The sequence below is a fragment of the Crassaminicella thermophila genome (assembly GCF_008152325.1).
GTDB lineage: Bacteria > Bacillota > Clostridia > Peptostreptococcales > Thermotaleaceae > Crassaminicella_A > Crassaminicella_A thermophila.
The window spans coordinates 2086806-2101496 of sequence record NZ_CP042243.1; the positions used below are offsets into that span (position 1 = coordinate 2086806).

The 14691-nt window shown below is 29.4% G+C and carries 18 protein-coding genes and 2 pseudogenes; 6 read left to right on the plus strand and 14 right to left on the minus strand.

Annotation, left to right across the window (positions count from 1 at the left end; all coding sequences use genetic code 11):
* Window positions 1–13: 13 nt before the first annotated feature.
* The 4 genes from FQB35_RS10660 to FQB35_RS10670 all read right to left on the minus strand — a co-directional run bounded on the left by FQB35_RS10660 (window position 14) and on the right by FQB35_RS10670 (window position 1322).
* Entirely contained in the window at window positions 14–616 is a 603-nt protein-coding gene (locus tag FQB35_RS10660; protein WP_148809890.1) for a hypothetical protein, read from the minus strand.
* Between the two features lie 20 nt (window positions 617–636).
* Window positions 637–822: a hypothetical protein gene (locus tag FQB35_RS10665; protein ID WP_148809891.1), complete on the minus strand. Its 186-nt coding sequence runs from the start codon at window positions 820–822 to the stop codon at window positions 637–639.
* A 58-nt stretch (window positions 823–880) separates the two neighbouring features.
* A complete protein-coding gene (locus tag FQB35_RS15915; RefSeq protein WP_168198318.1) occupies window positions 881–1024 on the minus strand; it encodes a hypothetical protein in 144 nt (47 codons plus the stop codon).
* Window positions 1025–1106: 82 nt separating this feature from the next.
* Entirely contained in the window at window positions 1107–1322 is a 216-nt protein-coding gene (locus FQB35_RS10670) for a helix-turn-helix transcriptional regulator (protein ID WP_148809892.1), read from the minus strand.
* A gap of 189 nt (window positions 1323–1511) precedes the next feature.
* On the opposite strand from FQB35_RS10670, the gene FQB35_RS10675 reads away from it, so the two are divergent.
* From FQB35_RS10675 to FQB35_RS10685, 3 genes are all read left to right on the plus strand, one after another.
* Entirely contained in the window at window positions 1512–1979 is a 468-nt protein-coding gene (locus tag FQB35_RS10675; RefSeq protein WP_148809893.1) for a helix-turn-helix domain-containing protein, read from the plus strand.
* 43 nt (window positions 1980–2022) lie between these two features.
* Window positions 2023–2463, plus strand: coding sequence for an ImmA/IrrE family metallo-endopeptidase (locus FQB35_RS10680; RefSeq protein WP_148809894.1), 441 nt, complete (start codon window positions 2023–2025; stop codon window positions 2461–2463).
* Window positions 2464–2681: 218 nt separating this feature from the next.
* Entirely contained in the window at window positions 2682–4259 is a 1578-nt protein-coding gene (locus tag FQB35_RS10685) for a recombinase family protein (protein WP_168198319.1), read from the plus strand.
* A gap of 31 nt (window positions 4260–4290) precedes the next feature.
* Here FQB35_RS10685 and FQB35_RS10690 read toward each other — a convergent pair.
* The 4 genes and pseudogenes from FQB35_RS10690 to FQB35_RS10705 all read right to left on the minus strand — a co-directional run.
* A pseudogene (locus FQB35_RS10690) lies at window positions 4291–4485 on the minus strand (manganese catalase family protein); the annotation flags it as partial.
* A gap of 13 nt (window positions 4486–4498) precedes the next feature.
* The gene (locus FQB35_RS10695; RefSeq protein ID WP_148809896.1) at window positions 4499–4756 is read right to left on the minus strand and encodes a spore coat protein CotJB; all 258 of its coding nucleotides are present in this window, start codon (window positions 4754–4756) and stop codon (window positions 4499–4501) included.
* A gap of 96 nt (window positions 4757–4852) precedes the next feature.
* On the minus strand, window positions 4853–5566 hold the full coding sequence (locus FQB35_RS10700; protein WP_148809897.1) for a PrsW family intramembrane metalloprotease: 714 nt from the start codon (window positions 5564–5566) through the stop codon (window positions 4853–4855).
* Window positions 5567–5684: 118 nt separating this feature from the next.
* Window positions 5685–6167 carry a DUF6648 family protein gene (locus FQB35_RS10705; protein ID WP_333473065.1) on the minus strand — a complete coding sequence of 161 codons (483 nt, stop codon included), beginning with the start codon at window positions 6165–6167 and terminating at the stop codon, window positions 5685–5687.
* Window positions 6168–6438: 271 nt separating this feature from the next.
* On the opposite strand from FQB35_RS10705, the pseudogene FQB35_RS10710 reads away from it, so the two are divergent.
* Window positions 6439–7635, plus strand: a pseudogene (locus tag FQB35_RS10710) (IS110 family RNA-guided transposase).
* A gap of 274 nt (window positions 7636–7909) precedes the next feature.
* Here the strand turns inward: FQB35_RS10710 and FQB35_RS10715 are convergent.
* From FQB35_RS10715 to FQB35_RS10725, 3 genes are all read right to left on the minus strand, one after another.
* Complete coding sequence (locus FQB35_RS10715; RefSeq protein WP_168198320.1) at window positions 7910–9070, minus strand: glucosaminidase domain-containing protein; 1161 nt, start codon at window positions 9068–9070, stop codon at window positions 7910–7912.
* 52 nt (window positions 9071–9122) lie between these two features.
* Window positions 9123–9569, minus strand: coding sequence for a hypothetical protein (locus FQB35_RS10720; RefSeq protein WP_148809900.1), 447 nt, complete (start codon window positions 9567–9569; stop codon window positions 9123–9125).
* Between the two features lie 82 nt (window positions 9570–9651).
* A complete protein-coding gene (locus FQB35_RS10725) occupies window positions 9652–10344 on the minus strand; it encodes a metallophosphoesterase (RefSeq protein WP_148809901.1) in 693 nt (230 codons plus the stop codon).
* A 154-nt stretch (window positions 10345–10498) separates the two neighbouring features.
* On the opposite strand from FQB35_RS10725, the gene FQB35_RS10730 reads away from it, so the two are divergent.
* Both FQB35_RS10730 and FQB35_RS10735 read left to right on the plus strand, forming a co-directional pair.
* Window positions 10499–11137, plus strand: a complete 639-nt coding sequence (locus tag FQB35_RS10730) for a nitroreductase family protein (RefSeq protein ID WP_148809902.1) — start codon at window positions 10499–10501, stop codon at window positions 11135–11137.
* 70 nt (window positions 11138–11207) lie between these two features.
* On the plus strand, window positions 11208–11804 hold the full coding sequence (locus FQB35_RS10735) for a flavin reductase family protein (protein WP_333473030.1): 597 nt from the start codon (window positions 11208–11210) through the stop codon (window positions 11802–11804).
* Between the two features lie 16 nt (window positions 11805–11820).
* On the opposite strand, the gene FQB35_RS10740 is transcribed toward FQB35_RS10735, so the two are convergent.
* The 3 genes from FQB35_RS10740 to gap form a co-directional block, all read right to left on the minus strand.
* The gene (locus FQB35_RS10740) at window positions 11821–12618 is read right to left on the minus strand and encodes a GTP pyrophosphokinase (RefSeq protein ID WP_231701781.1); all 798 of its coding nucleotides are present in this window, start codon (window positions 12616–12618) and stop codon (window positions 11821–11823) included.
* Window positions 12619–12744: 126 nt separating this feature from the next.
* On the minus strand, window positions 12745–13422 hold the full coding sequence (locus FQB35_RS10745) for an HAD hydrolase-like protein (RefSeq protein WP_148809904.1): 678 nt from the start codon (window positions 13420–13422) through the stop codon (window positions 12745–12747).
* A 111-nt stretch (window positions 13423–13533) separates the two neighbouring features.
* On the minus strand, window positions 13534–14595 hold the full coding sequence (gene gap, locus FQB35_RS10750; RefSeq protein WP_148809905.1) for a type I glyceraldehyde-3-phosphate dehydrogenase: 1062 nt from the start codon (window positions 14593–14595) through the stop codon (window positions 13534–13536).
* Window positions 14596–14691: the final 96 nt, after the last annotated feature.

Genomic DNA, 14691 nt, shown 5'->3' on the forward strand with positions numbered 1-14691 from the left:
TTATTCTTCCCCCTTAATTCATTAAATTTATGATGTCTTGATCAGTTACATATTTCTTATATGTTTCTTCTAAAAACTCCATAGCATCATCTTTTGTCATTTTCATAAGTTTGTTTTTAATTTTTCTTACTGAACCACCAAATTTTCTTTGGGCTAGTAGCCTGCAGTATTTTGTGATAAAATCATCTGCTTTAACATTTTTCTCATCTTTAAGTATGAGATAGGTATATTTCAGTACACCTATTGGAGTAAAATATACTTCATCTTCTTCATTTTTTACTCGATCAACAGTTTTGAAATGTAATCCTTTTTTTAACCTTTTCATTACTACAGAAGGTGCATTTATTTGAGCATCATAAGATATAAAACGAACATCTTCATCATAAGTAGCTTTTACTCCGCTTTTGTTAAGCATGTCTAAACCAATAAAAACACAAGATGCTGCTTCTGAAATATCTAGTTCTTCTTTGAACGGCATAAAATTTTGTTGTCCAACATCTATTACCATTGCATATTTTGAATATGGATCATTTTCATTAATAGGAAATACAAAAATCCTTCCACCAAGATTTTTCTGTATTTCTTTAGCTTTTTGCTTGATTTTTAACTCATTCATCTTTCGTTCCCCCTTTGTTCTTACTGTACTGACTTATTTGCTACTCTTTTTGCTATCTGAGTTATCCTCTCAAGTGTCCTATCTATATCTTCTTTAGACCTATTAATATAAGCACTGTCAAATATTCTAATCCTTACATTTCCTTGCATATATTCTTCAACGAGGTTTCCTGTTTCTCTGATATTTTCTTTGAGGTTTTTACTCATACAAGTACCTCCTTAAAATCACTTCTTTTGTTAAATACTATGAAATTCTGTGTTTGTACTATTCGTTGCAATTTAATCTCTTTCTAGTTAAATATCTGCACCTAGTACACTTCACATCGATTTTCATATGCCCACTTAATTTGTACTTAAAAAGCAATTTCTTGCATTTTTCACATCTAAATTCATTCATATTTTCAAGCACTCTAAACCCTCCTTTTGTATATCTCCCCCTTTCAAACCATTAATTACAGCTTTTCAAAATCGCATATTGTGAAATAATAATACTAAGCAGTAGTTTCTTTTGTGTATACTTCGTTTTCAAAAAAAATTGCCTCTATAGTCTCTTTAAAAATTTTAGAAATTTTTCTAGCTTCATTAAGTGTAAACTGTGTATATCCATTTTCTTTATTTCTATATGCTACTTCAGATATTTCTAATTTTTTAGCCATATCAGCTTGTGTTAAACCATATTTTACTCTTAAAGCTTTAAGATTTCTCACGTTTTGTCCTCCTTTCTGTTTCTTTTTTGTATACTTGGTATGTTTTTATTATAGTTTCTTTTATGTATACTGTCAATATGTATTTTGCGAAAAAAACAAAAAAAATATACATTTAAGAAACAAAAGTTTCTTTTGTGTATTTTTAATATATAATATTAAATATCAAAGACAAACTATAAGGTGATTATGATGAAAAAACAATTTGGAGATAGATTAAAAGAATTAAGAATAGAAAACAATATGACACAAGAAGAATTAGCTAAAAAGTTTAACACTGGAAAAGCTTCAATCTCTCATTATGAAAGTAATAGACGCATGCCAGATGCAAGTACTATAGAAAAATTTGCTGATTTCTTTAATGTAAGTGTTGATTATATTTTAGGAAGAACAAATAACAAGGAAATTATCTCACATGAAAATTCTAATACAAATAATGTTCAAACGCTTACAAAACGAGATGAAAAAGAAATAGAAAAAATTATCGAACAAACAAGAAAACAATTAGAGAGTTCTGAAGGTTTAATGTTTAATGGAGAACCTGCATCTCCTGAAGCTATACAAAGTATTATAGATGCTATGAAAGTCGGAATGGAGATCGCAAAACAAAGAAACAAAGAAAAATATACTCCCAAAAAATATAGAAAAGATAAAAAATAACGTTCAAAATGGGTTAATGGTCAAATCATGGGGGGACTACAATTTGAATATAATAAAGAAAACAGTTCAATCTCTTGTAAATAAATACAATACTAATAATCCTTTTGAATTAGCTGATTTTTTAGATATCGTTGTAATTAAACGAACACTTGATAAAGACATAAAAGGATTTTATCAATACTTTCAAAGGAATAAAATAATTTATATTAATGATCTTCTGCCATATAACGATCAAAAAATAGTCTGTGGGCATGAATTAGGACATGCTATGCTACATTCTAAATTAAATATAATGTTCTTAGAAAGCAATACTTTCTGCATAAAGAATAAATTCGAAAATGAAGCTAATAAATTTGCTGCTGAATTACTAGTTCCAGATAATCTATTAAAACAATATCCTGGATTTACTTTAGAGCAAGTAGCTTCTATTGAGTATTTACCTTTAGAACTTATTAAACTCAAATTTAATTTGAGTCTTTTTTAAAATCAAACAAGGTAAAAAATTCTAACAATGCATTAATTTACATATTATCGAATTAATAAATTGACCATTATGAGAGCCTTTGAGCACCACCCAAAATATATAACCTCCTAATTTTAACAATAAGCCACTACAAAGTGGTTTTTGTTTTTATTAGCTAAAATATTATAATAAATAGTATAAAGCTTAATACAATTTGCAATGAAGGGGGATGCAACTATATGTCTTATTGCATATATCTAAGAAAATCTAGAACTGATGTAGAAGCAGAAGCTAAAGGAGAAGGCGAAACGCTAGCAAGACACGAAAAAATTTTACTAGAATTGGCTAAAAAAAGAAAATTAAATATTACTCAAATACATAGAGAAATTGTATCTGGTGAAACGATATCCGCTCGACCTGTCATGCAACAACTTCTTACAGAAGTAGAACAAGGATTCTGGAAAGGCGTACTTGTTATGGAAGTAGAACGTCTTGCACGTGGTGATACAATGGATCAAGGATTGGTCTCACAAACTTTTAAATATTCTAATACAAAAATTATTACACCTATGAAAATTTATGATCCTAGTAACGAATTTGACGAAGAATATTTTGAATTTGGATTATTCATGTCAAGAAGAGAATATAAAACTATAAATAGAAGACTGCAACGTGGAAGAATAGAATCAGTTAAAGAAGGAAAATACCTCGGTACTAAACCTCCTTATGGTTATATTAGAAAGAAGTTAGAGAAGGAAAAGGGTTATACCTTAGAACCGCATCCAGATCAAGCTGATATAGTTAAGTTAATATTTGAACTCTATACAAAAGGAGAACAACAACCAGATAATAGTTTTAAACGATTAGGCGTATCACTTATAGTACGCAAACTTAACAACCTAAAAATTCCACCAATGAAAGGTGATGTTTGGGTTCCTTCTACTATTCGAGATATGTTACGTAACCCGGTATATATAGGTAAAATTCGTTGGAATTGGAGACCTATTCAAAAGAAAATGGTTAATGGGCAAATTAAAAGAAAACGCCCTAGAGCAGAAGATTATATTTTAGTTGACGGTCTTCATGAAGCTATAATTGATATAGATACTTGGAATGCTGCTCAAGAATATATTTCTTCTAACACAGAAAGTCCAGTACCTAATAAACTTAAAATTAAAAATCCACTTTCTGGTATAGTAAAGTGTGGAATGTGTGGCAGAAATATGGTAAGACGTCCTCACGGAAATAAATATCCAGATACTATCATGTGTCCCGTAACTTCATGTAAAAATGTAAGTTCTAAATTAGCTAAAGTAGAAAATTCTCTTTTACTATCTTTAGAAAAATGGTTATACAACTATAAACTTAGAATAACCGATGATATAAATAATAATTCCAAAAGTATTCAAATAGACATTGCTAAAAAAGCTATTAAAAATTTAGATGAAGAAAAGAAAAAACTGGAAAACCAAATGGAAAAACTTCATGATCTATTAGAACAAGAAGTCTATACGGTAGAAAAATTTTTAGAAAGGTCTAAAAATATTTCACAAAGAATTGCCGGAATAGAAGAAAATAGAAAACAATTATTAAACACTATTGCACTTGCAAAGAAAAATAATGAAGGAAGAAAAAATATAATCCCTAAAGTTGAAAAGGTTTTAGAAGTTTATAATTCTATCGAAGATCCAGCAGAAAGAAACGAGCTTCTTAAAGAAGTTATCGAAAAGGCGATATATACGAAAGAAACTGGAGGTAGATGGAGTGGAAAAGAAGATGAATTTACACTTGACCTATATCCTAAATTACCGAAATAACTCATTTTCATTGATAACATAATGGTACCTATTCTTCAGTTCCTATATCTGTAAGTAGTGCCTTTGCTTTTTTAGTAGGCATTTTGTATCTTTGATTTAAATAAGTCAAAGCAGCAGATAATTCTCCATCAGGCCCACCCAACTGAGTCATAACATACTGAGCCATTCTTGGGTCTTTACAAGTTATTTTAACGGGATACTGTAATTTTTTTTCATAGATCCACATATATGTTCCCCCTCTAATATTCTATTTCCCAAGGCCAAGGATCTTCTATCCATCTAAATGGATATTGGCTCGGTGCAGTTCCAAAATTAGATAATGGTCCATACATACATTCATACTGTTTCTTTAAGCCAGCAAGCTGATATGAATATGTGTTATAATCCATCACTGCTTTCTGATCTGTAGGATGAATATCTAAATATAGATTTAAATCTACACAACAATTCTCTAATTCCATAATTTTAAAAAGCAAATCTAATCTATCTTTGTGCATATGTTCTCCCCCTAATCTTTAAACTCCTCGATATCATAATATTCTACAAAATATATTTTGCTACTAATTATGCTAAAAAAATAGACGCAGTTGCGTCTATTTTAAATCATCTTCTTTATCTTTTCGTTCATAAATAATTCTTGACTCATTAGTATATTCATTCAACCTTCGTAAATTTATCCACCATAGATAAATTACAAATGGTATAAAAAAAAGCATTAATATAGGTATTTGTGACATTAGAATAAAATCAAATATACCATGAAGCAACATCGGTACTAACAAGGACTTTTTTAAATACCTTTTTTGAATTTTTTCGTGTTTTGTGAATTTTGATAAAGATAAATAATATCCCATTGTAACACCAAATAACATATGAGCAGGTACAGATAAAATCCCTCTATATAAGCCTACATAAGGATTTGCTGCAAATCTAAATACTACATACATAATATTTTCAATGGTTGCAAATCCTAAAGCAGAAAAAACAGCATAAACAATTCCATCCAACTTTTCATCAAAAGCATCATTATAATAAGCAGTTTTTAATACAACACCTCTTTTAAAAAATTCTTCTGTAAAACCTGCAACAATAAATGCTGTATAAAAAGCACCTAAAACACCTCCAAATATATTAAAGGATAATAAAATTCTTTCCATAAAAGCTGTAGGAATTACAGATAATGCACCTAAAATAAATACCTTTATTAACAAATCTATAGGCTCTCTATCATATCGATCTGTTAAATAAATTGCTAAAGCTAAAGCTAATCCTGGTGCAATTGCAATAACCAATAATCTAGTTGTCATAGCATACATCCTTTCATCTAATTACTAATCTTAGTATTTGTACGTAAACAAATTTTTAGAAAGGATAATTTTAACAAATCGTCTTTATATATAATAAAAACCCCATCAATCGATAGGGTTAATATCTCTCGTTAATATACTTATCAATAATTGATTTTCTTTTTCCCTCTATAAATACTCCTTCTTCCTTTAATCTTTCCAAAAGCCAATGGCTAATAGAATGTAAAATAACATTATCATAATCCAAAAGAACAATCTCAAACAATTTATCCTTTAATAATTTTGACTTTACTTTAACAAAATAAGCTTCCACATTATAAAAATCTAAGTATTCCAAAAGCTTTAGTGTTGTTTTATCTTTTTGTCTATAGTAGTAATTTGCATCTCCTTGCAGCTTTTTTACCAATTGAGGATGTTTTTGCTGTAATTTTTGATCCTTCGACTTCATATAACTATACTTTGCTAACATATTATAATATTGATAATTGTATATACCCTTTTCAAAAGAATCAATTCTATATTTAAAAGGCTTTAAATTTAGTCGCTGAATAAAATTATAATGTTCCTCAATAAATTCCTTTTTTGTAATATCTCCTTGTATACTATATTTAGGTTAATAAAGGCAACCTATAATCCTTTATTAGCTGAAAGATTATACAAAAAAGAGTATAATCAAAATATTAGATAGAGTGATGTCGTAGTCTCCTTGAGGTAAGACCTCGTACTTGAAAGACTGACACCTCTGTCTGATAAACAGATTACGAATAAGTTGGATGTTGACTAATAAGTTTAGTACTTCGAATATGCAACAAGGCGGTAACGTTTATCAGATTAGAGGAACTATCTAAAATAAATTTATAGTGGTGATGGAAATGTTTTATTTAGGTATTGATATTGGAAAAAACAATCATGTAGCTTCGCTAATAAATGAAAAAGGAAAAATTATTTTTAAGGCTTTTTCCTTTTCAAATACTACAAATGGTGGTGAAAGCTTAATTACTAAGTTAAACAATTTCATTAGATCTGTTAATGATGTTGAAATAGGTATGGAAGCTACTGGTCACTATTGGTTATCCATTTACTCATTTCTTGTGGAAAAAGGTTTTGTCATTCATGTTGTAAACCCTATCCAAACTGATGGTTGGCGTAAAGGTATTGAAATCAGAAAGCGTAAAACAGATATCATTGATTCTGTTTTAATTGCAGATCTTATTCGTTATGGTGATTTTCTGGAAACTTCCTTAGCCGATGAAAATACCATATCACTTCGCAACCTTTCTCGCTTTAGAAACTATCTCATCAGTTCTATAGGTGACCTTAAACGTAAAACCATTTGTGTCTTAGACCAAGTTTTTCCTGAATATCAATCTATCTTTTCTGATATTTTTGGACAAACATCAAAGGAAATTTTGCTTCATTTCAGCTCTCCAAGTGATTTCGAAAATATTTCATCTGAAAAGTTAGACAAAGTTTTATCTGAAATCACTATGAAAAAATTTGCTACTAATAAAATCAAACAACTTTCTCGTGTAGCTAAAAATTCTTTTGGTATAAGCTTTTGTTTAGATAGCTTTGCTCTTCAATTAAAAACTATTAATTGAGCAGATTAACTTTATTGAAAGTCAGGTCAAAAGATATAGAAAAAGCAAATAAACACTTTTACTTGATAAAAATCAATTCTCCTATTACTACAATACCTGGTATTGGCAACGTAACAGCTGCAACTATACTTGGCGAAATAGGTGATATCTCAAGATTTTTCAAACCCTTCAAAGCTTGTTGCTTATGCTGGAATTGATGCTTCTGTTTCACAATCTGGTGAATATCAAAGTACAAATAACAAAATGAGTAAACGTGGATCGCCCTATCTTAGAAAGGCTCTCTTTAGTGCTGCTTTAGTTACCTCTAACTGTGACCCTGTTTTTAAAGCTTTTTACCAGAAGAAACGTTCAGAAGGAAAACATCACCTAACGGCTATTGGAGCTGTCGCTCGTAAACTTTGCTACACAATTCATGCTATTTTAAAAAATAATTGTCCTTATGAGGTGAGACTACCTAATAACGAGTAATTGATATTATTTCCCATATTTTTACTTATACTTGCCTCACGCAGGTCTTTTTGTCATGCATTTTTATTCACCAATTTAATTAAAATTTTTTCTTTTTTACTATTGACTTTTTATAGTTGGTCTTTCTTAAATTGATGAATCAATGCCTCTCTATTATTAAAAAATTTATCAAACACACTTTCATAAATTCTATAGCTCATTTTAAACACCTTATTTCTATATTCTTCTTTGTATACTGCTTTATTATAACATATTTATAATTAAAGACCGTTGTTTAAACATCGGTCTTTAAAAAATTTTCTATTTCCTTTATTAATGTATTTAATAATACTTCATATTGTTTAATTTTATCCTTTAGCTTATTATTTTCTTCTTTTAATTTTTTATTTTCTTCTAAAATAGCTTTATTCCATATATCTGCTGAATCTTCTTGTGTTGGCAAACTTATTATTTTTTTTAATATTTTTAAAATTTTTTCACCATAACCATTACCTGGAATCGCCCATTTTCCATTTAAATCTGTTACATATATACAAGACCCGATCAGTCCAATATCCTCTAACACTGTATATCGAGGATCTACAATTGGTCTTATTGGAGGTTCTTTGCTTGCATATCCTTTTAAATGCTGAATATGAGCTTTGACACCTATTCTAGGGCTAGGAAAACTTGCTGCCATTCCTTTTTTAATAGCTCCAAGCCCTGCATAATTATTCTGATTCGGAAGAACAATCCCTCCAAATCTAAAAAAACCCGTTTCCAATAAAGCTTGTGCAAAAGCCACATCTCCTCTAACACCTTCAATAGCTCCTTCATTTAAATAATAGGTTACAATTTGGTCTGGAGTACATTGTATATTTGGTAATGGATTAATTAATAGCATATATTTTTTCATTTGTTCCTTTGTTGCAATAGCTTCCCCTAAAATTTTCACTTTATTTTGCGGCTTTTTAATAAATATGTCCTTCGTTAATGATGAACCTGGACATGTTTTATGAGAATATTCACGATGAAATATTAATTGATCCGTATGAAATATTTCAAACAATCCTTCTATCAGCTTTTTTACTGCACATAACTGTATACCCTCTAGCTTCTCCTCTCCTTTATCAAAATTTCCAATCATCTCAATAGCAAAAGCGTAGTTATTATGCCCCAAAATACTTGCTGGTATAATATTAATATCTCTTCCATCCCAAATAAGTCCATCTGGTGATACTGTAACATGCTGTCCTATATCACGCCACTTTAATGTTTTTGTATGATATCTCCACATACCATAAATAACTTTTTCTTTATCACTAGCTAGTATATAAGTTCGTTTTGTTGGTTTCCATGTATGATGAAGATGAATCTCTGTAATCCTTCTAGTTATATTCAACTTTTTTAAATATTGTAAATAACTTTCTACTGTATAACTATGAAACCTTCTCATTTTTTCACCCCCTGCTAAATAGATATGCAAGAAATGAAAAAATGATATCGTTTTAATATCTTTTTCTTCTAATTCGTCCATGTGCTATATGCATTTTACTGCCATCACCACCCATAGCCTTTCTTAATTGCATTTTTGCTAATTCTATTTCCTTCTCAATTTCTTTTCTACAGTCAGGACAGTATTCATGGTGAACAGAAAGCAGTAAACATCCACATCTTTTACATTCCATATTTAAATATTCGTTTGGAATCTCAATTAGTCTTCCATCCCTTACAAAATTATTTATAATATGATAAGGCACTCCTGTTTCTTGTGCAATTTCAAAAGCAGTTGCACCAGGATATTCTTTCAAATAAGATTCTATCTTTTCAAAAACTGCCTCTATCTTTTTAAAGCATTCAGGACAATAATCAACAATTGAATTTTCTTCAATAACTGTTTTGCATCTTTTACACGTTCTTACTAGCACTCCATTATAATACCTTTTATTATTCACCCTATCCACCTCTAAAAAATATTTTAATTAAATTATATCAAGTAATACCCCTTTATGATAATAGTCACTATGAACCATTATTTTAATCTAAAATTTTAAGTGGCTTAAAATCCAAATAGTCACAAGATGTTAAATAATAATATACCCCTTTATATTCCCCTTTAAGTCCAATTTTAAAAGAATCTATTCCATGAAGATGTCCATACACAACTTTCTTTACCCCATATGTTTCATAGATTTGCGTAAATCCAGAATCTTCCATAAAATCATTAGTAGGAGGATAATGTGTCATAACAATAATATCTTTACATCCATTTTTAATTGCTTCATCTAAAGATAATTTCAAACGATGTAGTTCTCTTTCGTAAATTTTTTCATCATGTTCAGTAAATTTATGGTCATTAGGACAAAGCCATCCCCTTGTTCCACATATTGCAAAATTTTTATATGTAAAATAATTATTTTGTAAGAATCTTATATTTTCAAATAATTTATTCATCTTTGATACTGAAGCCCACCAATAATCATGATTTCCTCTTAATAATATTTTCTTTCCTGGTAAATTATTAATCCATTCTAAGTCAATTGTTGCATCCTTCATATTCATAGCCCAAGAAATATCTCCTGGAATTAATATCATATCGTTCTCTTTAATAACTTCAATCCAATTTTTTTTAATCTTTTCTTGATGATTAACCCATTGCTCTCCAAAAATATCCATTGGCTTATCTACACTAAAACTAAGATGTAAATCACCTATTACAAATAAGCTCATATCATCACCTACTTTATTAAAACTAACTATATTATACCCTAAATGTCTAAAAATTTCTTAATAAAAAATAAAACCTATTTTCATTTTAAATTGAACTATAAATGGAAATCCTATATAATATTTTAGAGTATGAAACATTAAGGAGGGTGATCTTTTGAATCATTTAGATTTTATTTACAAAAGACATAGTGTAAGAAAGTTTAAAGATCAAGATGTTCCTGTAGAAGATATAAAAAAAATAATCAAGGCTGCTACATATGCTCCTTCTGGTAAGAATGTTCAGAATTGGCATTTTGTTGTTGTGAAAAATAAGGAAAAAATTGAAGGAATTGCAAAAACAATAGAAAGAAAAAATGCAGAATTAGCAAATCTAATTCAAGATGAAGATATTAAAAAAGGATTTACTAAGTTTTTAAGATTCTCAACAGTTTTTAGAAAAGCCCCTGTACTTATTCTAGTATATACTGAAGATTCTTATAAACCTACTGGTCTTAATGTATTAAAAGAAATAAATGCATCTACTGATGAAATCCATGAACTTTTAAGATCAAATCCTGCTATGCAAAATATTGGTGCTGCTATGGAAAACTTAATACTAGCAGCTACAAATATGGGATATGGAACTTGCTGGATGACTAGTCAAAATTATGCTGCAAAAGAAATTACTGAGTTTATCGGTTTTGAAAAAGAAGGTTATTTTCTTGCAGCAATGACTCCACTTGGCATTCCTGATGGAGAAATAAAAAGTCCACCAAGAAAATCAGTAGAAGAAGTAATGACCATTATAGAATAATTATGGAGGCATTGAAAATGTCTCCTTATTTATTTTGAAAATAAAGGCAAACTAAAAAAACATATTAGGAGTGATACTTTTGGCAAAGATTACTTGGAAACCAGGTACAATGGTTTATCCTATTCCTGCTGCATTAGTTACATGTGGTGATTGTGAAGAAAATTATAACATTATTACCATTGCATGGACTGGAACTATTTGTACAAACCCTGCAATGACTTACATATCTATTCGACCAGAAAGATATTCTTATGATATTATCAATAAAACAAAAGAATTTGTTATTAATTTAACTACAGAAAATTTAGCAAAAGCTACAGACTTTTGTGGTGTAAAATCCGGAAGAGATGTAAATAAATTCAAAGAAATGCATCTTACACCTCAAAAAGCTAGTAAGGTAAAGGCACCTCTTATTAAAGAAAGTCCTGTAAATATTGAATGTAAGGTAGAAAAAATAGTCCCTTTGGGTTCTCACCATATGTTTATGGCAAAAGTTTTAGCTGTAAATATAGATGAAGAATTATTAGATGAAAAAAATAAATTTCACCTAGATAAAGCAAAGCCTATATGTTATTGTCATGGAGACTATTATGGATTGAAAAAATCATTAGGCCATTTTGGTTTTTCCGTAGCAAAAAAGAAAAAGAAGAAGAAAAGAAAAAAATAAAAAGATGGGTATATATCTATTCAAAAGCTTGATATTTATCTACTGCATATTTTATAGAATCAGATAATTCTTTTAATTTAATCATATTTCCTTTTTCTAATGCTTTATCAAATTTTTCTTGAAATTTTTTAGCTGTATCTGTCTTTCCTGTAGATCTTAATAATTGTATATTATTCACAATACTAGAAACCGTATTTGACTTTGCTTCAAATAATTTTTGTGCATTAATTACTTCATCTCTAACAGCCCACATTTCCTTATCTAAAAGATATGCTGCTTCTGCAGCTTTCTTTAACCTTTCTTTTATATGCTCTGGAACATTTTTTTTGTACTTGTAATTTATTGAATGCTCAATAGTAGCCCAGAAATTCATAGCTAAAGTACGTATCTGAATTTCAGCTAATATCTCTTTATAACCAAAAGCTGTTTGTATAGGGTATTTTATAATTATGTGGTAGCTTCTATATCCACTCTCTTTTCTATTCTTTATGTAATCTTTTACATATGCAATCTTTAAGTCCTTACCATCTCTTTGCTCAATCAATTCTACCACTTTATATATATCATCTACAAATTGACACATAATTCTGATTCCAGCTATATCTTCTATCTTTTCTTCAATTTCTTCTTCAGCAATTCCATATTTTTTTGCCTTTTCTAATATACTAGATACCTTTTTTACTCTTCCTGTTACAAATTCTATAGGTGAGTATTCACTCATTTCTCTTAATTCATTTCTAATTGCCTTAAATTTCACCTTTAGCTCTTCTACTGCTTGTTCATAAGGGATTAAGATTTTTTTCCAGTGTCTCACTCCCGTCTCCCTCCCCTTTTTCTACTATTGATAGTATATTTTTTTGTAGATATTCCTACCCATTATAATTGTAAGATAAGTTTTCCATTTATTCAAGATATTCTGTATTAGTAAAAACACTGTACTTTACTTGAATATACAAAAAAATTTTTCTGTATCCTCAAAGCTTTCAAATAAATAATCTGGTAAGTGCTCCATTAGTTCTTCTAAACTATGAGATCCTGTAGCTACTGCAATACTTTTTACTCCTAATATTTTTGCACATTCAATATCTCGCGGTGTATCTCCAATTACATAAATATTTTCTTTATCATAAGTTATATTATGAAAGGCTTGTGCACTTTCTACAGCCTTATGAATTATTTGCCATCTTTCTAATTCCTCATCACCAAAGCCTCCTACTGGAAAATATTTATTTAAATCATAAGCTTTTAGTTTTATTCGGGCTCCTTTTTCAATATTTCCTGTCCCTAAAGCATGAAAAAAATTATGATACTCACTACCTGACTCAAGAATTTTCTCTATGCCAGGTAAAATCTTGATATAATCTTTCTTCATAAGAATATTTTCAAGTATATTACAATAAGTATCAAAAAACAAAGTCATATCCACATCTACAATACCATGCTTATACAATGCATCCTTTAGAATAATTGCATCAAGTCTTCCTGCCATATTAATATCGTTAAAGGCCTTTTCTATTCCAAAGATTGAACAGAATGCTTCTTCCATAGCTTTTCTTCCGCAACCTCTGCTATTAATTAACGTCCCATCAATATCCCAAATCATTAGTATATTTTTCACAAATATCCCCCTTTAAAATCCATCATCTACTATATTATACCATTTCATTTCAAAAAAATAATCCTGCTCATAAAAAGCAGGATAAAAATTTAATTTTTCAAGCAAACCTTTTTATACCATACAATAAGCTTTTACATATTCTTTACAGCTTTCACAATTATAGTTAAATCCCATTTCCCCTATATATGAAGCTAAATCAATTACTCTATTTGAATATCCCCACTCATTATCATACCATGAAACAACTTTTAACATATTCTCTCCAACCATCATAGTAGATAAAGCATCTACAATAGATGAACGATTGTCCTTCTTATAATCTATTGAAACTAATGGTTCTTCAGAATATCCAAGAATCCCTTTAAGTAAACCTTCAGAAGCTTCTCTTAATTTTTCATTCACTTCTTGTGCTGTAGTAGACTTTTCTAATTCAACTACTAAGTCTACTACTGAAACTACTGGAATTGGTACCCTCATAGCCATTCCATTTAACTTGCCTTTTAATTCTGGTAGTACTAATGAAACAGCTTTTGCAGCACCAGTAGTTGTAGGAATAATAGATTCAGCAGCAGCCCTTGCTCTTCTTAAATCCTTATGTGGTAAATCTAATACTTTCTGATCATTTGTATAAGCATGTACTGTTGTCATTAATCCTTTCTTAATTTTAAATTCATCATTAATAACCTTTGCAACTGGTGCTAAACAGTTTGTTGTACACGATGCATTAGATATAATATGATGTTTTTCTGGATCATATTCATTATGATTTACACCCATAACAATAGTTTTATCTTCATTTTTACCAGGTGCAGTAATAATTACTTTTTTAGCTCCTGCTTCAATATGCTTCATACAATCTTCCTTTGTTCTGAATATTCCAGTTGCTTCAATAACAATATCTACCCCCAATTCTTTCCAAGGAATTTGTGCAGGATCTCGATAAGCAGTAAATTCAATTTCTTTTTCTCCTATAATAATTGAATTTTCAGTAGCCTCAACCTTTTGATAAAGCATACCATAAAGGGAATCATATTTAAATAAATGCGCATGCTTATGAGGTCCACTTGTACTATTAATTGCAACAATTTCAATATTGCCCTCTTTTTCCAACCATGCTCTTAATACATTTTTTCCAATTCTTCCAAAACCATTAATCCCTACTTTGATTGACATATTATGCCCCCCCTATTTTTATATATATGTATTTTTCTCTTTGTATAAGTTTATTTGTATGTCTTAAATCTATTTTTGTGTTATATTATATTAATA

Bases quoted from the DNA above. Each gene is read 5' to 3' on its own strand.
- FQB35_RS10660 (WP_148809890.1), bottom strand. From the start codon at position 616: ATGAATGAGTTAAAAATCAAGCAAAAAGCTAAAGAAATACAGAAAAAT.
- FQB35_RS10665 (WP_148809891.1), bottom strand. From the start codon at position 822: ATGAGTAAAAACCTCAAAGAAAATATCAGAGAAACAGGAAACCTCGTT.
- FQB35_RS10675 (WP_148809893.1), top strand. From the start codon at position 1,512: ATGAAAAAACAATTTGGAGATAGATTAAAAGAATTAAGAATAGAAAAC.
- FQB35_RS10685 (WP_168198319.1), top strand. From the start codon at position 2,682: ATGTCTTATTGCATATATCTAAGAAAATCTAGAACTGATGTAGAAGCA.
- FQB35_RS10695 (WP_148809896.1), bottom strand. From the start codon at position 4,756: ATGCACAAAGATAGATTAGATTTGCTTTTTAAAATTATGGAATTAGAG.
- FQB35_RS10700 (WP_148809897.1), bottom strand. From the start codon at position 5,566: ATGACAACTAGATTATTGGTTATTGCAATTGCACCAGGATTAGCTTTA.
- FQB35_RS10715 (WP_168198320.1), bottom strand. From the start codon at position 9,070: ATGAGAAGGTTTCATAGTTATACAGTAGAAAGTTATTTACAATATTTA.
- FQB35_RS10725 (WP_148809901.1), bottom strand. From the start codon at position 10,344: ATGAGCTTATTTGTAATAGGTGATTTACATCTTAGTTTTAGTGTAGAT.
- gap (WP_148809905.1), bottom strand. From the start codon at position 14,595: ATGTCAATCAAAGTAGGGATTAATGGTTTTGGAAGAATTGGAAAAAAT.